Source organism: Vibrio sp. S9_S30, from assembly GCF_014694455.1.
Classification (GTDB): Bacteria; Pseudomonadota; Gammaproteobacteria; order Enterobacterales; family Vibrionaceae; genus Vibrio.
In genome coordinates this window covers 357,623-382,337 of sequence record NZ_JAAUWT010000002.1, presented here as the reverse complement: position 1 = coordinate 382,337, position 24,715 = coordinate 357,623, and the positions used below count along the sequence as shown (strand labels likewise).

The window sequence follows — 24,715 nt, the reverse complement described above, 5'->3', positions numbered from 1 at the left end:
CGTACTTTAAATTGTCATACTTTTGTCACGCGTACTAAGTAATCAAAATACTACCTGTGCCAAATAAAAAATAAGCCGGTTCGAAACCAGCTTATTGATACGGTTATTACTAAAGTTTATTTTATGACCTAATACTAAGAAGCAATATGGAAGGTTGATCCGTTACCCGCACGAGTAAGCAAGCCATCGCATGGCGCAAAACGATCGCCGTATTTTTGTGCGAATTCGTTCATGATGGTGACCAGTTCTTTCAAACCTATTTGCTCCATGTAGCGGAAAGGACCGCCTAAGAAAGGTGGGAAACCGATTCCAAAAATCGCACCAATATCTCCGTCACGAGCATTGCGAATAATGCCTTCGTCTAAACACCGTACTGCTTCATTTAGCATCGGTAGTACACAACGAAGTGCAATGTCTTTTTCGGGCAATTTGGCTTCTGGTGTGAGCTTGAGTAGCTTATAAACGCTTTTGTCGACCTCTTTCTTCTTACCTTTATAGGTATAAAAGCCTTTACCACTCTTACGCCCTTTACGACCGTCGTTAAGCAATGTATCGAACACATCTGGTGCTTTGAATCGTGCTCCCAGTTCTTCAATTAAGATAGGTATTATCTTAGCGCCCACATCCACACCCACTTCATCCAGAAGCGTAATGGGACCGACAGGGAACCCAAAGTTGAGTAAGGCATCGTCCAGCGTTTCAATCGGCTCACCACTCAATAGAATATGGGCAGCTTCATTCATATAAGGGGCAAGGATGCGGTTAACAAAAAAGCCCGCTTTATCGGCGACTACAATGGGCGTTTTTCCTTGCTTGCGCGCAAAATTGACGGCGGTAGAAATCACTTCATCGGATGTGCCTTCATGAGGGATGACCTCAACAAGGGGCATTTTTTCAGCGGGGCTAAAGTAATGTAAACCCACCACATTTTCTGGGCGCTCACACTCTGCGGCTATTTGGTGAATCGGCAGTGACGACGTATTAGTGGCAAATATGGTGGTGTCTTTCGCGTGTTGCTCGATCTCTTTCACCATGGTTTGTTTGAGTGCCAAGTCTTCAAATACCGCTTCAATAACAATATCGACGTTGCGATAACCAACGTAATCCGTCCCACCAGTCAACTGCGACATATGATACTGCACACCCGCCTTGGTCAGGATCCGCCGTTTTTTCTGCTTAGTGAACAATGTATGGTTGTAGTTGATCGCCTTCAAAACACCATCGTGAGAGACGTCTTTAACACGAACAGGCACCTTAGCTTTCGCCACCGACACGTGGCTTATCCCGGCTCCCATTAGCCCGCCACCTAACACGCCCACTTTCGAAATGTTTCTTGGTTTGGCTTCACTACCATTATCTTTTTTCATTTCGGTGGTGGCGAAAAAGATTGACCGAAGCGCCTTAGATTCGCTAGTCATACACAACTCACCAAACTTTTTGGCTTCTGTTGCTAGACCGGCTTGTATCCCTTTTTCGAAGCCTTCTCTGATGACGTCCAGAATCGCCTCAGCGGCAGGGTAATTGCCACGCGTTTTCGCCAAAGTCTTCTTCGTCGCTTGATCAAAAATGAATTTACGACCAAGGTGATTGCCAGAGAGCAGCTTTTCTTTGGTATCCACCAAGCGTTTCGCTTTCGTTTTACTTGCAAATGTTTTAGCAACATCCAGCAAAATCGATTGAGGGACACTGGCATCAACCACACCTAACGTCTTGGCTTTTTTGGCACGAAGCTGCTTACCGGTCAAAATCAAATCCAAAGCGCCCAACAACCCTATTAACCGAGGGAGTCTCTGAGTTCCACCTGAACCTGGCAACAAGCCTAGCTGCACTTCGGGCAACCCTAACCGTGTTTTATCTGAATCGGTACACACTCGATAATCACAGGCTAATGCTAATTCCAATCCACCACCTAAACATGGGCCGTGGATGGCCGCGACTGAAGGAAAAGGTAAGGCTTCCAAACGCGCGAACATCTGTTGCCCTTGTTTGGCTAGCCCTTCCGCTTCTTCCGCTGTGGTACACGCGTCCAGCATTCTTACATCAGCCCCTGCAACAAAATTATCGGGCTTAAGCGAATGAATCACCAAACCCGTCAGTTCGTTCTTTTTGGCTTCAAGTTCAAGCAAGATCGCCTGCATTTCATCCGCAAACTCCGCTTGAAGCGTATTCATTTTCTCGCCAGGAACATCTATGGCTAGCCACGCGAGGTTGTGATCGTCTATTGATAAAGTAAATGCACTTTGACCCGCCATTATTCCACCTCCAAAATCATCGCTGCACCTAAACCACCCGCCGCACACGCTGTATTCAATGCCAGCCCCCCTCCACGGCGTTTAAGTTCACGTAGAGTTTGAGTGATCATCCGAGCACCTGTTGCAGCAAATGGGTGGCCATAGGCGATAGAGCCACCAAGCACATTGAATTTGTCCATATCGATGTCGCCAATGGCTTTATCTCTACCTAGCACTTCTTTAGCGAACTTGTCGCTGGCGAACATTTTCACGTTTGCCAACGTTTGTGCTGCGAAAGCTTCATGCATATCAATGAGTGTGAGATCAGCTAAGCTAATGCCTGCACGATCAAGCGCTATGGGTGTCGCATGGGAAGGCCCCATCAGCATATCTTCTTTTACATCTATCGCCGAAAAGGCGTAGGAGCGAATGAACCCCATGATGTCCATTCCTAACTCTTTTGCGCGACCTTCACGCATAATGAGCAACGACGCTGCCCCGTCGGTAAGCGGTGTCGCATTCGCTGCTGTCACACTGCCATACTGGCGATCAAACGCAGGACGTAATTTTGCGTACCCTTCCATCGTCGAATCATGACGAATATTGTTATCGGTATCGATCCATTGTTTGTAAGGCTCGGGAAAAGCGGTCATCACTTCATCTCGAATCTTACCTTCTTTCCACGCTTGTGCTGCTAAGGTATGGGAGCGATGTGCTAATTCGTCTTGAGCTTGACGCGTGATCCCGTGCGTTTTTGCCATTTGCTCAGCCGTTTGCCCCATCGATAACCCTGTCGAATATTCCGCCACGGCAGGAGGCACCGGCATCAGATCTTTGAAGGAGAGCTTGCGCATAATGGCAAGCTTCTGCCCCATTTTTTTTGCCTTACTCAGAGCAAGTAAAGCGGCAGCCAACTTTTTGGAGACACCAATAGGCAATACTGACGAAGAATCCGCCCCACCCGCGACACCGATATCGATGACACCAGCCATGATACTTTCTGCTACGTTCACCGCAGACTGAAAACTCGTCGCACAAGCTCGCGTCACACTATAGGCATCGGTGTGAATATTCATACCTGTCCCTAATACAATTTCGCGTGCAATGTTTGGTGCCTCTGGCATTTGCACAACTTGCCCAAATACCACTTGATCAATTAGGGCGGGATCAATATCGGCGCGGGTCAGCATTTCACTGACGACCATCTTACCCAAGTCAACAGCGGGGACCTGAGAAAACTCGGTGCTTTGTCTTGCAAAAGGCGTTCTTAGCCCCGCAACAACCGCAATCCTTTCTCCGGAACGCGTCCTTACATCCTGAATGCCCATTCTATCTCCTTAAAGAGGTCAGACCTGTAATGTAATGAAAATGTTATCAGATTAAAACACATGTTTGAATCGCTTTTTATTTTATTGCGTGATCTAGGACTAGAATGTAGAGAGATGCACGTAAGAAATCGTAAGTGTAGTGCAGAAAAGACAGGGCAATCACTGTGATAAATAATTAGATTGCGTTACATTAAAACTGTGACTCTGGAATATTGGATAAAAAAAACCACACATAACGTGTGGTAGGAATTGATATAGCGTATCGCCAAAATTAAAAAATCAGTTTCCTGATTAGGAGAAAGTAAAGTCAGCCTTCAAAAGGAAGTGTCATCTTGCTCAACATGCTAACCACAAGTGGTTAACCAGATGACAAGACGTACTATAACCAGATTCCAAATATGGGTATTGAATTAGATCAATTTATTTGTTGTTTATGCAATGCTGCCAAGTGGATAACGGCTTAAGGAAAGAATTGGAATGAAATTTCTAAGCTCGGTCATTAACGCCAAACTATCCTCTTAATTATAAGTTCAATTACTTTCAGTAGGTTAGAACTCTCAGGTGTTGACCTTCCATAGACACAGCGAGAGCAAACGGAGGCTCAAGTGTCGATTATCGATTTTTTTGGAAAGAAAAAAGAGAAGCGTCCGGTCAATTCTGATATGGACAAGCAAAAAAGATACGAAGCGCTCGTGCGCGCTTACCACACCGACCTATATCGCTATGCGTATTGGTTGTGTAAAGACAGTCATGTTGCGGAAGACTTGGTACAAGAAACCTGTTTACGTGCTTGGCGGGCAATTGATAGCCTGCTAGACGAAAAAGCAGCAAAGTCTTGGTTAATTACCATTCTACGCCGTGAAAACGCACGCCGTTTTGAAAGAAAACAGTTAGAATTGGTGGATATTGATGACCATAGCAACGATGCAAAAGTTTCTGACGACCCGCATCATCAGCAGCAGTGGCTTCAACATCAAATTATGAAATTAGAGGTCGAATATCGAGAACCATTGTTCCTACAGGTTGTTGGTGGGTTCAGTGGCGAAGAAATTGGACAAATTCTGGAATTAAATAAAAACACGGTGATGACACGTTTGTTCAGAGCCAGAAACCAACTCAAAGAGATGCTTGAAAATTCTCAATCGGATATGGGGGTACATAATGGATGATTTAGAATTTCGCCGTCGCATTATGTCAGATCCAAGGGACAGAGATGACGAAATCGAATTGGCGATTTCTCAAAACAGTGCGAACGCTAAATTTGTCGATGACATTTTGAGCCTAGATGCACGGCTAGAAAAAGCAATGAAAGTCGATGCGCCAGATGGGTTGGCAGACCGAATTCTGTTTAATCAAAGTGCTGAAACGGAACAACCTAAGTTTGCTCGGAAGGCGCTCGCGATAGCAGCATCGATAGCATTTGCTTTTGGGATTTTGATGGGGCAAGTCAATTGGGATGGGCTTGTGGTCACTCCAGCTTACGCAACCTTGGCAAATACTGCACTGGCGCATGTGACGGCTGAGAAACCATTTATTAACCCAATAGATGAAAATGTTTCTTCTAGCCAGATCAACGTGAAAATGAAGCCATTTGCGTATTACTTCTCGCAAAACTTTCCTTACCACGTTTATTACCTAAACCACTGTAGTTTCGGGAAGTCAAATGCGATGCATATGGTCTTTGAAGGAAAGCATGGACGGGTGACACTTTTTGTTACTAATATCCCTGCACCTGAATCTCAAACGTTTGTCAAAGACGGAATGTCTGGCATTGTCATGCCATTGATGAACGCCAGCATGGTGATTGTAGGAAGCATGGATGAAGATGTAGCGAAAATCGCTGAAACCTTGAAACCCCTCATACACCCAGCAAGCTAAGCACCAGTCTAAGCTCAGCGTTTAACGACATAGGTCTGCTTTTCTTCTTAAGCAGACCTTTTTATTTGCACACGTCAGTCCACATACTAGTCAGTCCACATACTATACGCGGCATTCTTTTCCATATTTTTATTCGTTGGCATCTGTTTTTTAAAACAATGGTCGGATTTCATTTAATGAATCACAGAATTACCATCTCAGTCATTGAGTAATTACTCAATGACTGAGATAGTTACATCAATCGATAAAGCAGGGTTATCTACCTAATAGGTAGATACACATATCACCCAACAAATAATGTCTGGGAATACAATAATAAGGTTAATCCTATGAACACTTCGCGTCTGTTTAAAAAAACGGTCATCGCAACAACTATCGCTCTCGCATCTCAGCAAGCTATCGCGGCTGGCTTCCAACTCAACGCACAATCAGCGACAGGTCTTGGCCGTGCATTCGCGGGTGACGCGGTTATTGCGGACAACGCATCTGTAATGGCTCGTAACGCCGCCGCAATGGCATTGTTTGAAGAGACGTCGATGTCATTGGGTGTCACAACAATTACATCAAAGATCGAAATTAAAGATGCTAAGTACACTTATGCCAATGCACTTACTGGTCTATCTACTTCTGAATCCAATTACAGCAACGCGGGTGATACTTCCATAGTACCTAACCTACACATTATTGTTCCATTGAATGAAAAGATTGCTGTAGGCGCGAATGTTTACTCTAACTTTGGTACAAAAACTCAATTTGATAGCACATTTGTTGGTGCTGAGTATGGCGGTCTAACTGATGTTAAGAGCATGAATATTGGTCTTTCTGGATCATACCGTATCAATGAGCAACTAAGTGTTGGTGCTGGCTTAGATATGATTTATGGTTCAGGAAAGATGCAACGTAATCTAAGCGGTAAACTAACACAGGTCCCTGTGAGCATTTCACCCATTCTTATCCTCGATTTATCTGGGCTAAAGGTACTTGACGTAGACGCTTCAGGTTGGGCGTTAGGGTTTAACCTAGGTACAGTATATGAGATTGATAAAAACAATCGTTTTGGACTCTCTTATCGTAGTAGCCCTACTCTAAAAGCCAAAGGTGACGTAACAACAAGTGAAGGGGTAACCAAAGGTGACACGCTTTTAATACCTTTACCTGACATGGCCGAGTTTTCTGGTTACCACCGTATAGATGGCACTGAGTTTGCGCTTCACTACAGCGTACAATGGATTGGCTGGTCTACATTTGAAAAGCTAGAGGCAGAGAAAACTGGTATTCTAAACGAATACAAGTGGCAGAACGGTATACACTACTCTCTTGGTGGTACGTATTTCTTAAGCCCAAACTGGACGGTACGTGCAGGTTATATGCATGACACAAGTGCACAAGACAAGCTAACCTCAATTTCTGTGCCTGATTCGAACCGTAACTGGTTATCCGCTGGCTTTACTTACAATATAGACGACCAATCGAATGTAGATGTCGGCGCCACTTATCTTCTAGGTCAAGATGTAAATGTATCTGAAGATAACTTGCCATTAAGCAAAATTGAAGGCACTACACGAGCGGATGCAATTCTACTGGGTGTGCAGTACAGCCGTACATTCTAATCAAACGGATCCGATTATCTGAAAAATATAAGAGTTGGCACGGTGCCAACTCTTTTTGGTTTACGCTTACCAAGTTTGATTAAGTTTCTTTAAGCTGACTCTGCCACATTTGGGCATACTGCCCTTTTAAATCGAGTAATGCCTGATGGGTTCCTTGCTCCAAGACTTTTCCTTGTGAAAGAACAACAATGCTATCGGCATCCACGATGGTAGAGAGACGATGCGCGATGGTAATCACCGTTCTTCCTTTCGACATCAACTTCAAGCTTTCCTGTATTTCTCTTTCTGTTTCGGTGTCCAAAGCCGAAGTGGCTTCATCCAGTAATAAAATAGGTGGATTCTTGAGCAATGTTCGGGCAATACCTACGCGCTGCTTTTCACCACCAGACAGCTTTAACCCCCGCTCACCCACTTGAGTTTGATAGCCGTCTGGCAGCTGTTCAATGAAATGATGAATTTTAGCCGCTTTAGCCGCTTCAATAATGTCATTTTGCGAAGCATTGGATCTGCCGTAGGCAATATTGTAGTGAATGGTATCGTTGAAAAGCACGGTATCTTGTGGAACAACACCAATTGCACGATGCAAACTGTCCTGCGTTACGTCTCGTATGTCCTGACCATCAATTAGGATTGCCCCCTTAGTCACGTCATAGAAGCGAAACAGAAGCCTTCCTAGGGTCGATTTGCCTGAACCAGAAGAACCCACGATGGCGACTGTCTTTCCAGCACCGACCGTGATGTTCACATCATTTAAAATTTGCCTCTGCGACTCATAAAAGAAATCGATGTTCTTAAAACTTAACTCTCCAGCTGAAACCGCGAGTTCGGATGCATTTTCTTTGTCTTTCACATCGGGTTCTTGGCGAAGTAATTCAAACATCTCCCCCATATCTATCAACGACTGACGAATCTCCCGATACACAAACCCAAGGAAATTCAACGGCATCATAACTTGCATCATGTAAGCATTGACCATAACAAAGCCACCTACCGTCAATACTCCAGCATTCACATCTCTAACGGCAAGCAACAGTGCAAGCACCATCCCCCCATTTAACAAAAGCGCTTGACCGAGATTAAGTAATGCCAGTGAATTCACTGTTTTGATCGAGGCGGCTTCATAGCCTTCCATTGATTGGTCGTAACGCCTCGCTTCCCGCTGCTCTGCACCAAAGTACTTCACCGTTTCAAAGTTCAGTAAGCTGTCTATCGCTTTTTGGTTCGCATCCTTATCCTTGTCGTTCATTTCCTTACGAATACGCACCCGCCATTCAGTCACTTTTGCAGTAAACACGATGTAAATAACAACGGTTACGCTCACCACCAGCAAATACCAGAAATCAAAAGCGAACAACAAGATGAGAGAAATAAGCAATAGCTCAAGCATGAGTGGTCCAATGCTAAAAAGCATAAATCGAAGCAAAAACTCGATGCCTTTCACTCCTCGCTCCATGACTCGGCTTAAGCCGCCTGTTTTACGCGTAAGATGGTAGCGAAGAGAAAGGCGGTGGATATGCGATATGGTTTCTAGCGCGACAGAACGGAGCGCGTGCTGCCCTACCTTAGCAAAAACAACGTTACGTATTTCTTCAAAACCGATTTTAAAAACTTGGTTCATTCCATAGGCGGCAACCAGCCCTACCGCCCCCAAAGCAAGCAACCACTCTGGTGAATCATTTTCTGTCGCTAGAATATCAACGACCGCTTTGTACAAAAACGGAGTAAACACGGCAACCAACTTGGAGAGACCAAGGGCAATCATGGCAATGATCACCCTTCGTTTTACCCATGGTTTACTCTTTGGCCACAAATAAGGCGAAATTTTCTGAATTGTATTCCAGGCACTTTCACGTGCTAAGTTTTCTAGTTCTCGGTTATCTTGAATAGCTTGATTTGGTTTTCCAACATCGCTCGTTTCTGACATGCGTTTCCTGTTTAAATGTTATCTAGCGGTGGGGTTGCGATAGGTCTATACCGGAATGAGGTCTATGCCCGAAATTGATTCTACTTTTAACGTCAGTATAGATAGATTATTGACCTGATAATGAGATCCCTAACGAACCTTAGCTTTGGCTATGAAATAACATCACTCAAAGCATGCAATAGGGGCTAAGGTCGACACCCTTTCTAACCACAGCTGAAGTGAGCTATATGAGGGTTCAACACGAAAGTTCAACACGAAAAAAGCCTGACGATAAATCGCCAGGCTTTCACTTTTTTGAAGTCGGTCCTTTTGATCGACTTATCGTCGAATCAAATCCTCTACCTAATAAAACTCTTCATCTAAGTAATCGTCTAAGAAGTCTTCTTCGTCTTCTTCTACTGTGTCCGTCATACCTGCTTTAAAATCCCGCCTCTGTAGGTATACGTCACGAGACAATGCATAAGGATCCGGAGACGATTTCAGCGTGCCTTCTTGTGGAATCAGCAAGTAACGCTTTTCCAAACCTTCTAATGCCCACTTTCCTAAACCAGCCCAAAAGTTCAAGTAAGACAGTGGGACATACATACCATCGACAGTATCTGTTGCTTTCCGTAACGTTATTGGTCCGTACCCAGGCACCATAAAGTATGGTCCATGACCCACACCGTAATAACCCAACACATCGCTGAATGCACGATCATCCTGATGAATAATGCCTGCGGCAGACGCCACGTCAATGAATCCCAGTAGACCCAATGTCGAATTAATCCAAAAACGATTGAAGTTTGTTAGCGCTTGCTCACCCTCCCCCATTAAAAGGTTGTTGACCATACTGGCGGGTTCATCAAGATTCGCAAGAAAATTACCAATGCCACCACGAACGGGTTTGGGCACAGTTTCGACATACGCGACGGACACTGGGCGAACAATGTAAGGATCAAGATAATCATGGTTGATATCAAACATTGCTCGGTTAAAGCTTTCAAACGGGTCATTCGGATGAGAAAGATCGTCATATTCTCCCTCTGGCACAGAGGAACATCCGACTAATAAAGAGGCTACTAACACTAATAGCCAAGAACTCACTCTATTTAACAACATATTACTTTACCAAAAACAAAGACCGGCTTATGCCGGTCTTATTATCGATTCTTAATGTACTCAAGTCATTCAGTCTATTCTAATGATTTCATAAGATTCATCAACTTGAATGGATATCGACACTTAGCACGAGACGGTACCATTAATACCGTTTATCAATGGTTAAAGCAACCTTATCACCTAATTTAGCGATATCACTTTGACCATACCAATCGCCATCTCGGCTCGCAACATTACCATCCGCATCAATTCTGGCTTTCACCATAAGCTCATCTAAACTAGATAGCTTCACGCCTTCTATCATACTATTTCCATCGTCAAGCACGACCGTTCTTGGAAAAGCCCCCAAAGGATAGCGTGCAGCAGCAACTGGCATTGGGCTGCCATCCGCTCTGTGCACTGATACAATCAATACAGCATTAGGATCGGGGCTGACGTCATCGGCTAACGCAATACTTACCTGAATTGATTTATCGCTCACCACCGCGGTTTCGCCCATTTTCAGCTTCGCATTTTGAATGCTGCTACTCAGCATCTCGTATCGGCTATCTTGTGGACCAATCTTTTCTTGCATGGTTCCCCAATAACGAATTGCCGCAGCGTAATCGCTACGCTCAAACGCATCAAATGCCAGCAAAGAAAATACTCTCAGATCGACCTGCTCTTGCTGAGCTAATCGAAGCAGCAAGGAGCGAGCCTGACCTTGGTCTACTTCATCAGATGACAGTGTCAGAGCTTGAGCATACCCTAACTGAATGTCTGAATCTTGGGGCTCAAGACGATATGCGTTTTTCATCGCACCAACTGCCGTAGTCACATCTCTGTTTGCTAACGCTATACGACCTAAAAGCATCCAGCCAGTTGATTCGTTTGGTTGATTATACAATCGCGTACGCAGCGCGAGTGTCAAATCCTGCATCTCTTCTTCGGTGAGAGTTTGACCTTCTGGCGACATCAGCTTTTTGGTGAGCGTTGGAAGATTGCTTGCTGCTCGATTCCAGTCCAGTACTTTCTGTGCTCCACCAAAATGGTAATACATTCCGTAGGATAACGCCGCAACAAACAATACCGATGGAATCGCTACAGCCATTGTAGAAATCTGAGTAGTCGCTTCGTTTTTCTTTGCTTTAGGAACGTCGTCTAACAACGTTTGTTTAAGGTCAGCAATTAAATCTTCCTGATTCTCAACTAATCCTTCTTTCGTCTCTTCTTCTAGCTCACCTAAGCGATCTTTGTAGAACGCTTTATTAAGCTCATCACGCCGCGCTTCATCATCGACAGCACGTCGCTGAACCAAAGGAAAAGCAATAAACACGCTAGAGATAGTAATGATGACTGCCGTGGCTATCCAAAAAAAAGTCATTTTCGCACCTCTCCCGTTTCGGATTCTTCTTTAAGCAAGGCTTGTAGCTGTGCTTCTTTTTCTGCATCCCAGTCGACAGATTTCACGGAATCTTGACGGGAGGGTTTACGACGGCTTCTCAAAACGATAAACCCAAACCCAATGACCAAGACGCCGATAGGTCCGATCCACAGTATGGATGTTGCAACAGTAATCGGCGGGTTATAGGTGACAAAATTTCCGTAGCGGGCGATCATGTAATCGATGATTTCCTGCTCCGTTTTCCCTTCTTTCAACATCTCATACACTTTCAGTCGGAGATCTTGAGCTAGGATGGCGTTAGAATCGCCAATAGAGTTATTTTGACACTTAGGGCAACGCAATGTATGCCCCAGCTCTTTGAATAACTGTTCCTGCTCAACAGAATCAAATTCGTATACTTCTATGCGAGCCAGAGCAGGTAAAGCAAACAGAGCAATAGCAAGGAGTACGCCACGTAAATTCTTCATCATTTCGCAGCCTCCTCCACTAAACGCTGATAAATGGGTTGTAACGTTTCTTTCCAATTCCTGGCGTTTACATCGCCAACGTGCCGGTACTGAATAATGCCATTCGCATCAACGATATACGTTTCTGGTGCCCCATAAACACCGAGGTCTAACCCAAGCATACCGCTCCCATCAAATAAACTGATCATGTAAGGGTTGCCCAATTCATTTAACCACTGCACGGCTTTTTCACGGTTATCCTTGTAGTTAAGACCAATAATCTTCACTCCATTAGCCGCTAACTCATTTAAGTAGGTATGCTCGGCATAACACGTCGGGCACCACGTCGCCCATACGTTGATGAGCAATGGCTCACCTACAAATATGTCTTGTTCATACAGCCGGCCAGGTTCTGCTAAGTCTTCAAGTTTAAATTTGGGTACAGGCTTTCCAATCAATACCGATTCTAGCTTTGTTGGATCATCCCCATCGGCATTGCGGCTGAGCTGAGTAGCAAACACGGCGACCAGTATCAAAAAGAAAGCCAGTGGGGCAAAAAGTACATTTCGATTCATTTAGGCTTCCTTCTCTTTCAGCTCGATTGCCATTTTAGAAGGCTTTCGGAATCGATATCGCTTATCGCTGATTGCCACAATGCCACCAAAGGCCATGAACAAGCTACCAAGCCAAATCCATCGAACGAAGGGTTTGTAATAGATACGTACCGCCCATGCATCACCATCGTCCAGTCGTTCACCCATTGCGATATACAAATCACGGGTGATGCCACGATCAATCGCAGCTTCTGTCATCATGGATTTAGCCGTAGTATAAAAACGCTTTTCTGCATGCAAGATGTTCACAAAATTGCCGTCTTTTGTTATCTCAAAGTCCGCGATATAGCCATCATAGTTCGGCCCGTCATTATCTCGTACGCCTTGGAAATATAATTTATAATCTTGGATTTGAAAGCTTTCTCCGGGTGCTAAACGAACATCGCGCTCTATGCTGTAATTCTGTACCATGGTGATACCAATCACGGTAATCGCCATACCAATATGACCAAGCATCATCGCCCAATGGCTTCGCTGGAGCTTTCTAATACCAACACTAAAAGTATGTCTGTGAGTCGCTCTTTGATACAGCTCGAAGCCATGCATAGAGATAATCCACATCGCCATAACCCATCCTAGGTATGCAAGCCCATTAAATGAATCAGCTAACAGGAAGACGAAAGCCGCTCCAAGTAACAAAGAAATCACCCCAGACACTGCCATCGGCTTTTTGAGACTACTCAGATCGTCACGCTTCCATTTTATCAATGGACCTATGCCCAGCAAGAAAGCGAAAGGCATCATTAGCCACATAAACAACATGTTGAAGAAAGGTGCACCGATAGAAACTGAACCCAACCCTAACTGCTTATGAACCAAGGGTAGCAATGTACCAACGAGTACAACCATCAAAGCAGCTACGAGAATAACGTTATTGGAAAGCAGGACATTCTCGCGCGACAACAGTGCAAAACTGCCGCGCACACGCACAGATGACCCTTTCAGCGCAAACAGCAATAACGAACCGCCAATAACAACCACTAAGAGCCCCAAGATGAACATACCGCGAGCGGGATCAGAGGCAAACGCATGCACTGACACCAATATACCGGAGCGTACAAGAAATGTACCCAGCAAGCTGAGCGAGAATGCCGAAATCGCTAGCAGCACAGTCCAAGCTTTAAATGTTCCGCGTTTCTCCGTTACTGCAAGCGAATGCATCAACGCTGTACCCGCTAACCAAGGCATGAAAGACGCGTTTTCGACAGGATCCCAGAACCACCAGCCACCCCAACCAAGTTCGTAATACGCCCACCAAGAGCCCAACGCAATGCCTAAGGTTAAAAATAACCAAGCGGCCGTTGTCCATGGTCTCGACCAACGCGCCCAAGCAGTATCTAAGCGTCCTGTCATCAAGGAAGCAATCGCAAACGCAAACGCGACGGAAAAACCCACATATCCCATATAAAGCATTGGCGGATGAATGATTAGGCCAGGATCTTGGAGCAGAGGGTTTAAATCACGTCCATCAACAGGAAAGAATGGTAACGTTCGAAGAAACGGGTTTGAAGTAACAATGATAAACAGCAGGAACCCAACCGTTATCATCCCCATTACGGCTAAAACACGAGCAACGGCTTCTTGCGGCATTCCTCGGCTAAATGTCGCAACCGCAACCGTCCAAGCCGCCTGAATCAACACCCACAGGAGCAGTGAACCCTCGTGAGCTCCCCAAACTGCCGTTAAGCGATAGAACCAAGGAAGCAAACTGTTAGAGTTAGACGCCACATACTTGAGAGTAAAATCATTAGTATAAAATGCCCAAAGAAGCACAAAGAATGAGAGGAGAATCAACAAGAACATTCCCCAAGACAGCGGTCTTGCCGTGTTCATCAGTGTGATATTGTTTTTTGTTGCCCCAACTAAAGGCAATAGGCTGAGCAATATAGCAAAGCCAAGAGACACTATCAGAGCGAAATGCCCAAGTTCAGCGATCATTGCGTGCTCTCCGATTTTTGTGCATCTGTATATTCCAAAGGTTCATGCACTTTCTGCATTGCTTCTGCGATTTCAGATGGCATGTACTCTTCGTCGTGTTTTGCTAAGACTTCAAATGCTTCGATGGTCGTTGCATCTTTTAAAACACCTTGTGCAACAATACCCTGCCCTTCACGGAATAGATCGGGAAGAATACCGTCATAAAAAACCGTGACTTTTGGACCAACATCAGCCAGATCAAACTGCACTCTTAGCGACTGGGAATCACGAGAAACCGAACCTTTTACGACCATTCCACCGATTCTCAAGCGTTGACCGACTTCGGGTTTTGATCCATCGGGCTTACCGTTAACAAGCTCAGTTGGTGTGTAAAATAAATCCATATTCTGATTCAAGGCATACAGCATCAGACCAATGGTGGCACTTAAGCCAAGTACTAAGGCCAGAACAAGACCGAGCCTCTTTTTACGTCTTGGATTCATAGGGTGTTCTCCAAATTCTTAGCAGCATCAATTCGCGCTTGACGATCGATCTTGACATTCACCTCATCCATGAGATTCCTTCCTCGTTTGATACTGCTAAACAGCAAGATCAACATCGAGAGAAATGTAATACCAAATGCACCCCATACGTAGGATGCATACCCCCCCATGGCGAGAAAATCACTGATAGATTCAAAATACATTCTCTACTCCTTACTACTGGCTGGAGACGACGCCAAAGCTTGTACCCAAGGACGATGGCTTTCTTTGCTGATAATTTCGTTTTTGAATCGGATCACAGTGACAGCACCGAAGAAAAAAGCGAACCCCAAAATATTCAACAGCAACGGCCAAAGCATATCATCAGATATTGACGGTTTAGCGAATTTTGTAATTGTTGCTCCTTGATGCAAGGTATTCCACCATTCAACAGAAAAGTGAATGATTGGCAGGTTAATCACACCCACAATGGCTAGGATACTGGCAGCTTTAGCCCCTGTTTTTTGATCATCAAATGCATGATAAAGCGCGATTACACCGAAATATAAAAATAGAAGGATCAATTCGGAAGTTAAACGGGCATCCCATACCCACCACGTGCCCCACATTGGCTTCCCCCATACTGCACCAGTAACAAGTGCAATAAAGGTATAAACGGCTCCAATAGGCGCCATTGCCGCTGCTGCCATATCCGACAAACGAAGTTGCCAAACAAGACCAATAAAGGCTGCGATTGCCATCGACATATACACTCCCATCGACCAAATAGCCGAAGGGACATGAATATAGATGATCCGGAAACTGTCTCCTTGTTGGTAATCAGAAGGCGCATACGCTAACCCCCAGATGGTACCAGAGACTAAAAAGACGACAGCCAAAACGGAAAACCAAGGCAAAAGCTTATCGCTTAGCTGGTAGGCTTTCTCGGGCTTGGCATAGGGATGTAGCCATTTCCACATGGTTAAGATCTCACTCTTACTTCTAGGGCTTCCTTGTTAAGACTGTTTATATCTTGGGAAGTTGTAATATTAATTATTAATAGGTGTTACTTAAAATCTGTAGCACATTCCCAACACTTTAACGGAATGTTAACTAAAAAAACTTGTTCAATATCAATTGACGCTTATGCGTAATGATGCGCTTATCGCAAAAGGGGTTAACGTCGCCGCTCCAGCCAGCATCGCCCCCAGTATGGCAATTTGACCGTTATACGAGACTCCCAGACCCGCGGCATCAATGGCTGACGTAGCAAAAATCAGTATAGGAATATACAAAGGCAACACGAGTAAACTCAAAAGAACACCACCTTTTTGCAATCCAACGGTAAGGGCGGCACCAATTGCTCCAATGAAACTCAATGTTGGCGTTCCCACCAAGAGAGTGCAAACCACTGCACTCCACGTATTAAAGTCTAGGGATAATAAGATGGCCAGCAGAGGACTAATGAGTATCAGAGGTACTCCGGTTAACATCCAATGTGCCATGACTTTTGCCATCACGGCCATCGGTAAAGGTACAGGCATTAGCATCATCTGTTCCAACGCACCATCTTGAAAGTCATCTCGAAAGAGCCGTTCTAATGACAATAGCGCAGACAACAACGCTGCAACCCAAACCACGCCAGATGACATTCTTGCAAGTAAATTAGGCTCTGGACCAATACTCAAAGGAAATAATGTAACGACAATAATGAAAAACCAAAGCGGGTTCAGAATGTCAGCTTGTCGACGAAAGGCTACAAGTAATTCACGCCTTATAATTGATATCATTGCTCCAATCATGACTACTCACCCAATTTAATTTTTCTAAGAAGAGGGTTATCCGTGAACATATCTTGGTGAGTGGTTAAGAGCACCATCCCTCCTTTTTGCGCATGAGAAACAAACAGCGTTTCCAAGACCTTAACACCTTGCTTATCAATTGCCGTTAGAGGTTCATCCAATATCCATAGAGGATGCTCACTTAGCCACAATCTCGCTAATGCCACTCGCCTTTGCTGCCCAGCGGACAATTTACCAACGGGTATGTCCTCTCTTCCTGCAAGACCGACTTGAGCTAGCGCTTTCCATAATGCTTGTTGATCCTTTAACCCTTGATGAACATTCATATAGAATTCGAGATTTTCTTGCGCACTGAGCTCTTTTTTTACTCCCGTCTGATGCCCTAAAAAAAGCAAATCAGAGTGATACTCTTCTCTTGAAGAAAATATGCTTTCGCCTTTCCAGTAAATTGACCCTTCTTCAGGGTCCCCAAGACCTGCAATGATACGCAGCAGTGTTGTTTTTCCGGTTCCGTTTCGCCCTTCAACTTGGATTAAATCGCCAGAGTTGACCTGAAAAGAAAGCGCCTCGAACAGCACTCTTTCATCACGAACAGCAGTAAGATTGGATACGTCTAACATGGTAAATGTCTTGATTTTATTAAGGGCATATCTTAGCACAATGCGAAATACACTAAACAGGATGCTCCATCAAGATTCACGAAAGAGAGTAAAAAAACGTTAACAAAACATCATATTTTTATGAATATGCTTACTAGATCATGTAATGATTGACACTGAGAAAGCGTCAACCCTCGGGGGTGAGCGGCTTTCACGGTATTGAGAAAAATAAAAAAAGGAGCCAGCGGCTCCTTTTAAATGGGTAGAAGTATCTTTTGGATCATTTTACGTTCTTTTGTGGACGTCTTTGATCTTGTCTTCGGCGAGGAGCTGTTCGACCGCTAAGAGGTGGAACTTTTTCTTTGCCTGCTATCTTATTTTGTAAAGACATCATTAGCTCAGCTTCAGCTTTAGGTAATTCGCACTCTTCAATAAGTTCGTTGATACCCGCGCCCAATTGAACCATCTTACTCGCTCGGGTGTACAATCGACCATCACTGTCTGTGTGTTCAATCTCAGTAATACGCTCGTTTAGATGCTGAATGATATCCTGTTGCTCTGCTACTTTCTGCCCGAGCCCGACCATTACCGATCTCACTTCAAGCACTTGTTTGTTCGTCTTTTGAAGCTCTTTCTCCAAAGCTCGAATCTGTTGGCGCTGCTGATCTATTTTTTGACGACCATTTTTTCGGATTCTGAGGAAGAACAATACCAATAGCAAGGCAACTAAAACTGAGCCGCTCACTACAAAAGGTAAAACAGAATACAACTCGTCGGTCATTATAGGTGAGCCATATCTTCCCATTCTTCATCAGAAAGAAGCTTATTCAAATCAACCAAGATCAAAAGCTTGCCATCACGGTTGCTCACACCTTGGATAAATTTAGCGCTTTCATCAGTACCAACACTTGGAGTCGTGTCGATTTCAGAAGAACGTAGGTAAACAACTTCAGCCACGCTATCAACAAGAATACCGATAACCTGACGCTCAGATTCGATAACAATAATACGAGTATTGTCTGTAATTTCACCTTGCATCAAACCAAAACGAGAGCGAGTATCGATAACGGTTACAACATTACCGCGCAAATTGATAATGCCTAGAACGTAATCTGGCGCACCTGGAACAGGCGCAATTTCCGTGTAGCGTAACACCTCACGAACCTGCATTACGTTGATACCGTAAGTCTCATCTTCTAGCTGAAACGTTACCCACTGCAGAACCTCGTCGTTAACTTGGTCTTTTCTTACTTCTACTTCATTAGCTTGAGACATGTTTTATCCTCATCTGTGTCGCTACCGACAATTCTACTACTAACTGTCTAATGCTTTGACATCCAGCCCGGCATTGAGCATGGAAACTAACTCTTCTACATGAATTAAAGCACACATTTTCTCTTTAACCATGCCAGCCAACCAAGGTCGCTTACCTGCGCTTTCACGCCAACGAACCTTTTCCGGCTCCAACCACTCGGTGCCCATCAATTGATTAGCAGCGAGCCCCCAATGACTTTCGCCCAGCATTACAATATATTCATAATTCTCACGGTGAGAATTATCAACTAGCTTTTCCGACATTACCCACCTAGCTGTATCGACTACATCAAACTGGTCATTACGGCTTGTTTGTAGCCCCAAATACCAGTCTGGTCGACCAATCAAGTGATTCAATTCTTCGTTCTTACGATGAATCCCGCCGAGTTCATCGAGAGGCACAGCAAACGTTACACTATTAACGCCAAAGTAAAGCACCTGAAACGCTTCATGTCTTGCGACCGTATGCCAAGTATCTTCTGAATCGCTACCCGTTACGGTTTGAGCTTCAACTTTCGTTTCGGCTTTAATTTCTGGCTCTTCAACCGTTTCTTCAGCAATAGGCTTTTGTACTTCAGGCTCTGAAATAACAATATCTGGTTCGGCGAGCGCTACCTCTGGTTCATCAACTTCCCACTCTTGAATTTCGTCTGGCTCAAACTGAGTGACAACCGCATCCACTGTGTTCTTTTCAACCACGGTAATTTTAGGCTCTTCAGCACTAAGTGCCGCAATCTCAACTGTGTTTTGACCGATTAACTCATCAATTTCCGGTTCATCCGCAATATTGGTTGATTCAAGCTGGCTCAACAAACGTTGAACATCTTCCAAATCCGGAGCTTCAAATTCGTTGTATGCGGTTTCAGTATAGGACGGAATAGACTCAGGTTGTACTTCAGGCTGAGGGTCGAGACAGAAACTCTCTTCCTCCAACTCCAATTCTTTGGGCAACTGCACCATTGAAGCTGATTCTACAGAATACTCTGGAGGCGATATCACTTCCTCGGGCGCTATATCATTAGTAAGATCAATTTCAGGCTTTTCTACATCGACAGATTCTGCAAGTACTTCTTCTGTCATCCCCTTTTTAACATCAAGTGCTTCAGATTCCGCAGACAACAACAACCCCTCTTCATCAAGAAGTGAGGTAAAATATTCATCTAAAGCCTGTTCGCTAGAAAGCACTGAATCTTTAATCATCGAAAGCTAACCTCTCGAGGTAAAGTAATAGCTGCTTATAAGCAAAAACGCCACGACTACCTGATGCAAAATGTGAGGCAGGAAGATGTTTTATGCTCGCATCTCTAAATTTTGTATCAATAGGGATAGCTGAAGGCCATACCTGGTTTGGGTAACCTTTCTTTAACTGTGTTAATGTCTGCAATGAAGCATTAGTTCGTTTATCGTACATCGTGGGGACTATTGTGGTCTTGAAGGGGTCTGGGCGCGACTTCTGCATAATAGCCAATGTGCGAACCATTCTCTCTAGTCCTTTCATAGCAAGGAATTCGGTTTGAACAGGAATTAATATCCTATCGCTGGCAGCCAGCGCATTGACCATCATGACACCAAGAATAGGTGGACAGTCGATAAGCACATAGTCATATTCACCTTGAACGGACACCAATGCTTTCTTCAGAATCAACCCCATTCCGCTCCGGTTACCCATGACACGATCTAGTGTCGCTAACGACATATGCGCTGGAATGATATCGATATTTTCAATATCTGTACCCAAGATCAAGGATTGAACTGTCGATTTTTCAACTTGTCTTAACTGAAAAAGATCAAACAAACTCGAAGGGACTTCATCGGAATCGTAACCTAAATAAGTTGTTAATGAACCATGTGGATCGGTGTCAACCAGTAGTACTCGATGACCCTGTTTGCTTAACAGCCCAGCAAGAGTAACTGTTGTTGTGGTTTTCCCCACTCCACCCTTTTGGTTAGCAACGCTCCAAACTACCACATTGGCTCCTTAGGATAGTCCAACTTCGATCAGAATACGCTCTGCAATTCGATCCAGAGGCAAATCTTCTGTCGATAAGCCCGCTTTAGCCACAGCCTGTGGCATTCCATATACTACACAGCTCTCTTCATCTTGTGCCCAAATAGTCGCACCCGCTGCTTCAAGCATCCGCGCGCCTTCACGCCCATCGGCTCCCATACCAGTCAGTACCATGGACAGAACCTTATCTTGGTAGATTTTCGCAGCAGAGCCGAATGTTACGTCCACGCAAGGCTTATAGTTCATCCGCTCACCACCATCGATAATTCGCAGTTTTGCCGCTCCAGGACGACCATCGATCATCATTTGCTTACCGCCTGGCGCAAGATACGCGTGACCCGCTCTTAAGATGTCTCCATCCTCTGCTTCTTTCACCTGAATACTACATAATGAATTTAAACGAGCGGCAAATGCTGCGGTAAACGTAGCAGGCATATGCTGGATAAGCACAATAGGATGTGGATAGTGAGCAGGCAATTTGGTCAGAATCTTCTGTAATGCGACTGGTCCTCCAGTAGAAGTACCAATCGCTGTAAGTTGATATTTCTTACCTGTTGCTCGAAACTTGGCGTTCACTGACCGACTGCGTTCTTGTACCGGAGCCGACCGTTGTAATGCTGAAGCCCCCACTGGACGTGCAGCAGTACGTGTCGCTGTATTTGTAGGCACACTACTATCGGATGCTGACGTTCCCCCTATTGGACGGCGCATAAACACACGCTTACGTGAAATTTCTAATACCCGCTGCTGCAATAAAGTGACTGCTTCATCGCGATTTCGTGCGATGTCTTCGAACTTCTTAGGAAGAAAATCCAAAGCACCAGCATCAAGCGCATCTAGAGTAGCCTTAGCACCATCATGAGTAAGCGAAGAAAACATCAAGATTGGCGTAGGTTGCGCCTTCATGATTTCACGAACAGCTGTGATGCCGTCCATGACGGGCATCTCAATGTCCATTGTGATGACATCTGGCTTTACTTTGATGGCTTTTTCAACGGCTTCTTTGCCGTTGACAGCCATATCCACTACTTCTAGGCGCGGATCTGAGTTGATAATTTCACTTACGCGTCTGCGAAAAAAGCTTGAATCATCAACTACTAATACTCTTACCGCCATATTATCCCTTCAATTAAATATGCGAGCGAGTGGCATATTTCTTCAATAAGTTTGGTACGTCTAAAATCAATGCAATATGACCGTCACTGGTAATGGTTGCGCCAGCCATACCTGGCGTTCCTTGCAATAATTCATCGAGTGGTTTGATAACCACTTCTTCTTGACCAATTAAAGTGTCAACCACAAATCCAACACGCTGACTGCCCAATTGAACAATAACGACATGCCCATGATTTGATTTTTTCTGACCATCAGAGCTACTTGGGACAAGCCAATGCTGAAGGTAGAACAGTGGAATCGATTTATCTCGTACAATGATCGTAAGTTGGCCATCAACGGTGTTGGTTTTGCTTAAATCTAGATGGAATATCTCATTCACACTTGCCAGTGGCAATGCGAATGGTTGTCCAGACACGCCCACCATAAGTGTCGGTAGGATGGCGAGCGTCAACGGAACTTTGATGGTGATCTTAGTTCCTTTACCCATTTCTGAGTCAATATCGATAGACCCATTTAAGGTATTGATCGCAGTTTTTACCACATCCATACCAACACCACGTCCTGAAATGTCTGAGATTTCAGTTTTGGTAGAAAATCCTGGCATGAATATGAGGTTATAACACTCTTTCGGAGACAGTCGACCTGCCGCATCCGCATCCATCAATCCGCGATCAACCGCAATGCTTCTGAGTTTGTCGGCATTCATACCGCCACCATCATCGACAATGCTGAGTTCAATATGATCACCTTCTTGCGATGCAGAAAGTATCACTTTACCTGTGCGTGGCTTACCATTCTCGACACGTACATCTGGCATTTCTATGCCATGGTCAACGGAGTTACGCACCAAGTGAATCAATGGATCTGCAAGTGCTTCAACCAAGTTTTTGTCTAGGTCGGTTTCTTCACCGCGCATTTCAAGAACAATGTCTTTCTTCAAGGTACGTGCGATATCACGTACAACTCGAGGGAAACGCCCGAATACTTTCTTGATAGGCTGCATTCGGGTTTTCATTACCGCACCTTGGAGGTCTGCAGTAACAACATCTAAGTTAGCAACAGCTTTCGACATGTCTTCGTCGTTGCTATTCAAGCCAAGGCTGACTAATCGATTACGAACTAATACAAGCTCACCAACCATATTCATGATGTCATCCAAGGTTGATGTATCAACACGAACTGTTGCATCTGCCTGAGGCTTCTTCGATTCTTTTGCTTTTGCTGGCGTGGCTGGCGTAGCGGCTACAGGCTTCTCAACGGGTTTAGGCTCGGCTTTTGGGGCTGGGACTGGAGCAGGAGCTGGCTTCGGTGCATCAGCAGCTGGAACAACTGGTTTCGTTGCTGCTTCAAGTTCTTCTGGAGATGGACCTTTACCTGTACCATGAAGTTGATCAAGCAGATTCTCAAATTCATCATCTGTCATTAAGTCTCCGCCGATATCAGCGGAAAGTGCTGCTGGAGCAGGAGCAGCTGCAGGAGCTGGAACAACCGAGTCAGAGGCACCACCTGTAGGGCTACCACCTGAGCCATGCAGCTCATCAAGAAGCTTTTCAAACTCTTCATCGGTAATATCATCACCACCAGAGGCTATGTCAGCAACTGGTGTTGGAGCTGGCGCACTACTTGATGCGGACGGTGAACCTTTACCATGCAACTCGTCGAGCAGAGCTTCAAACTCATCTTGAGTTATTTCATCTATTGAGCCAGCATCGGAAGGTGCATGGGCGACTGGTGCAGCCGGCGTTTCCACTACAGGCTCAGGCTCAGGAGCCGCGGCAGACGCAGCTTCTTCAGCGCTTTCAGGTTTACATAAACGATGAAGCTCTTCGATTAACACAGGATCTGCTGGTGTGAGAGGCTGTCTTTCTTGAACGGCTTCAAACATGATATTCACAGCATCAAGCGCTTGCAGAATCGTATCCATTAGATCAGCACTTACAGTTCGCTGGCCATTACGTAAAATGTCGAAGATATTCTCCGCACCGTGACAAACGTCAACCAGCTCGGTAAGAGCCAAAAATCCAGCACCGCCTTTTACGGTGTGGAAACCACGGAATATTGCATTCAAAAGATCTCTATCATCTGGATTATTTTCCAGCTGTATTAACTGCTCTGAAAGCAGTTCCAGGATTTCACCAGCCTCGACCAAAAAATCCTGTAGAATATCTTCGTCTAATTCGTAACTCATATATAACCCCTAGAAGCCAAGACTCGACAGCAAGTCATCAACATCGTCTTGTGAAGCGACAGCGTCTTCACGCTCGTGAGCGTTAATAATTGGGCCTTCTGCTTCAGCACCATTCTTCTTCGCTTTGCCCTCTTCATGTTCGCCTGTTTGCTGCGCAACACCAAAGGCCGTCAAAATTTCGACAAGTCGGTCTTCTACCTCACGAACTAAGGTAATAACACGTCTTATGATTTGTCCAGTAAGATCTTGAAAGTCCTGAGCCATAAGAATTTCTGTTAATTGGCTTCGTAACTCAGAACTATCTCCTTCTACCTGGGTCATCAGCTCATCGATTCGATGGCAAAGAGATTTAAACTCATCCAACTCAATTCGCCCGTTCATAAGTCGGTTCCATTGAGGACGAACCAGCATTAAATGTTCATGCAGATTGTCAGCCATTGGAAGAGAACGTTCGACCGCGTCCATAGTTTTGTTTGCTGCGGTTTCCGTTTTTTCTATCACATACTCTAGACGATCTCTCGCATCAGGGATTTCATCTGTAGCAATTTCATTCATTCGTTGATCGACTTTGAATTGCGTTAAGGAGTCATGCAACTCACGAGTTAATGTTCCAATTTCATGGATCACTGGATTCTCGATAGTCTTTGAAATGGATTTAACGAGTTCGTTAGCTTCTTCTTGCTTGTCGCTTTCCAACAAGCTGACCAACTCTTTCGCTTGCTCTAAAGAAATCATTCTACTTTTGCCCTTCCAACGCGTCTGTATGTGTGTTT

Annotated in this window: 23 protein-coding genes; 3 read left to right on the top strand and 20 right to left on the bottom strand. The window is 44.8% G+C overall.

Annotated features, from left to right (window positions below):
- Nucleotides 1-134: 134 nt before the first annotated feature.
- Both fadJ and fadI read right to left on the bottom strand, forming a co-directional pair.
- Nucleotides 135-2,252, bottom strand: coding sequence for a fatty acid oxidation complex subunit alpha FadJ (gene fadJ, locus HC752_RS03970; protein WP_190333824.1), 2,118 nt, complete (start codon nucleotides 2,250-2,252; stop codon nucleotides 135-137).
- Complete coding sequence (gene fadI / locus HC752_RS03965; RefSeq protein WP_190333823.1) at nucleotides 2,252-3,559, bottom strand: acetyl-CoA C-acyltransferase FadI; 1,308 nt, start codon at nucleotides 3,557-3,559, stop codon at nucleotides 2,252-2,254. Before fadI ends, fadJ begins: the two co-directional genes overlap by 1 nt.
- Before the next feature lie 662 nt (nucleotides 3,560-4,221).
- On the opposite strand from fadI, the gene HC752_RS03960 reads away from it, so the two are divergent.
- From HC752_RS03960 to HC752_RS03950, 3 genes are all read left to right on the top strand, one after another.
- Nucleotides 4,222-4,728, top strand: a complete 507-nt coding sequence (locus HC752_RS03960; protein ID WP_238930406.1) for a sigma-70 family RNA polymerase sigma factor — start codon at nucleotides 4,222-4,224, stop codon at nucleotides 4,726-4,728.
- Nucleotides 4,721-5,437, top strand: a complete 717-nt coding sequence (locus HC752_RS03955) for a DUF3379 family protein (protein ID WP_190333821.1) — start codon at nucleotides 4,721-4,723, stop codon at nucleotides 5,435-5,437. The genes HC752_RS03960 and HC752_RS03955 overlap by 8 nt, the downstream gene beginning before the upstream one ends.
- 329 nt (nucleotides 5,438-5,766) lie before the next feature.
- On the top strand, nucleotides 5,767-7,047 hold the full coding sequence (locus HC752_RS03950; protein WP_190333820.1) for an outer membrane protein transport protein: 1,281 nt from the start codon (nucleotides 5,767-5,769) through the stop codon (nucleotides 7,045-7,047).
- Nucleotides 7,048-7,126: 79 nt separating this feature from the next.
- Here HC752_RS03950 and HC752_RS03945 read toward each other — a convergent pair whose 3' ends face one another.
- The 18 genes from HC752_RS03945 to HC752_RS03860 form a co-directional block, all read right to left on the bottom strand.
- The gene (locus HC752_RS03945) at nucleotides 7,127-8,971 is read right to left on the bottom strand and encodes an ABCB family ABC transporter ATP-binding protein/permease (protein ID WP_190333819.1); all 1,845 of its coding nucleotides are present in this window, start codon (nucleotides 8,969-8,971) and stop codon (nucleotides 7,127-7,129) included.
- A gap of 342 nt (nucleotides 8,972-9,313) precedes the next feature.
- Nucleotides 9,314-10,072, bottom strand: a complete 759-nt coding sequence (locus tag HC752_RS03940; RefSeq protein WP_190333818.1) for an MlaA family lipoprotein — start codon at nucleotides 10,070-10,072, stop codon at nucleotides 9,314-9,316.
- Nucleotides 10,073-10,214: 142 nt separating this feature from the next.
- Entirely contained in the window at nucleotides 10,215-11,435 is a 1,221-nt protein-coding gene (gene ccmI, locus HC752_RS03935; protein WP_190333817.1) for a c-type cytochrome biogenesis protein CcmI, read from the bottom strand.
- The gene (locus HC752_RS03930) at nucleotides 11,432-11,923 is read right to left on the bottom strand and encodes a cytochrome c-type biogenesis protein (RefSeq protein WP_238930405.1); all 492 of its coding nucleotides are present in this window, start codon (nucleotides 11,921-11,923) and stop codon (nucleotides 11,432-11,434) included. Before HC752_RS03930 ends, ccmI begins: the two co-directional genes overlap by 4 nt.
- Nucleotides 11,923-12,477, bottom strand: coding sequence for a DsbE family thiol:disulfide interchange protein (locus tag HC752_RS03925; protein WP_190333815.1), 555 nt, complete (start codon nucleotides 12,475-12,477; stop codon nucleotides 11,923-11,925). Before HC752_RS03925 ends, HC752_RS03930 begins: the two co-directional genes overlap by 1 nt.
- Nucleotides 12,478-14,454: a heme lyase CcmF/NrfE family subunit gene (locus tag HC752_RS03920; protein WP_190333814.1), complete on the bottom strand. Its 1,977-nt coding sequence runs from the start codon at nucleotides 14,452-14,454 to the stop codon at nucleotides 12,478-12,480.
- Nucleotides 14,451-14,936 carry a cytochrome c maturation protein CcmE gene (ccmE, locus tag HC752_RS03915; protein WP_190333813.1) on the bottom strand — a complete coding sequence of 162 codons (486 nt, stop codon included), beginning with the start codon at nucleotides 14,934-14,936 and terminating at the stop codon, nucleotides 14,451-14,453. The genes HC752_RS03920 and ccmE overlap by 4 nt, the downstream gene beginning before the upstream one ends.
- Entirely contained in the window at nucleotides 14,933-15,139 is a 207-nt protein-coding gene (gene ccmD, locus HC752_RS03910; RefSeq protein ID WP_190333812.1) for a heme exporter protein CcmD, read from the bottom strand. Before ccmD ends, ccmE begins: the two co-directional genes overlap by 4 nt.
- Nucleotides 15,140-15,142: 3 nt before the next feature.
- On the bottom strand, nucleotides 15,143-15,895 hold the full coding sequence (locus HC752_RS03905) for a heme ABC transporter permease (protein WP_190333811.1): 753 nt from the start codon (nucleotides 15,893-15,895) through the stop codon (nucleotides 15,143-15,145).
- A 153-nt stretch (nucleotides 15,896-16,048) separates the two neighbouring features.
- Entirely contained in the window at nucleotides 16,049-16,717 is a 669-nt protein-coding gene (ccmB, locus tag HC752_RS03900) for a heme exporter protein CcmB (RefSeq protein ID WP_190333810.1), read from the bottom strand.
- 2 nt (nucleotides 16,718-16,719) lie between these two features.
- Nucleotides 16,720-17,337 carry a cytochrome c biogenesis heme-transporting ATPase CcmA gene (ccmA, locus tag HC752_RS03895; RefSeq protein ID WP_190333809.1) on the bottom strand — a complete coding sequence of 206 codons (618 nt, stop codon included), beginning with the start codon at nucleotides 17,335-17,337 and terminating at the stop codon, nucleotides 16,720-16,722.
- Nucleotides 17,338-17,596: 259 nt separating this feature from the next.
- Entirely contained in the window at nucleotides 17,597-18,097 is a 501-nt protein-coding gene (locus HC752_RS03890) for a DUF2802 domain-containing protein (protein ID WP_274602103.1), read from the bottom strand.
- Nucleotides 18,097-18,591 carry a chemotaxis protein CheW gene (locus HC752_RS03885; RefSeq protein WP_190333807.1) on the bottom strand — a complete coding sequence of 165 codons (495 nt, stop codon included), beginning with the start codon at nucleotides 18,589-18,591 and terminating at the stop codon, nucleotides 18,097-18,099. The genes HC752_RS03890 and HC752_RS03885 overlap by 1 nt, the downstream gene beginning before the upstream one ends.
- Nucleotides 18,592-18,630: 39 nt before the next feature.
- Nucleotides 18,631-19,830: a chemotaxis protein CheW gene (locus HC752_RS03880; protein WP_190333806.1), complete on the bottom strand. Its 1,200-nt coding sequence runs from the start codon at nucleotides 19,828-19,830 to the stop codon at nucleotides 18,631-18,633.
- A complete protein-coding gene (locus HC752_RS03875; RefSeq protein WP_190333805.1) occupies nucleotides 19,823-20,599 on the bottom strand; it encodes an AAA family ATPase in 777 nt (258 codons plus the stop codon). Before HC752_RS03875 ends, HC752_RS03880 begins: the two co-directional genes overlap by 8 nt.
- Before the next feature lie 9 nt (nucleotides 20,600-20,608).
- Nucleotides 20,609-21,754 (bottom strand): protein-glutamate methylesterase/protein-glutamine glutaminase, encoded by a 1,146-nt coding sequence (locus tag HC752_RS03870; protein ID WP_190333804.1) that lies wholly within the window; start codon nucleotides 21,752-21,754, stop codon nucleotides 20,609-20,611.
- 13 nt (nucleotides 21,755-21,767) lie between these two features.
- Entirely contained in the window at nucleotides 21,768-23,942 is a 2,175-nt protein-coding gene (locus tag HC752_RS03865; RefSeq protein ID WP_190333803.1) for a chemotaxis protein CheA, read from the bottom strand.
- A 9-nt stretch (nucleotides 23,943-23,951) separates the two neighbouring features.
- Nucleotides 23,952-24,677: a protein phosphatase CheZ gene (locus HC752_RS03860; RefSeq protein WP_190333802.1), complete on the bottom strand. Its 726-nt coding sequence runs from the start codon at nucleotides 24,675-24,677 to the stop codon at nucleotides 23,952-23,954.
- Nucleotides 24,678-24,715: the final 38 nt, after the last annotated feature.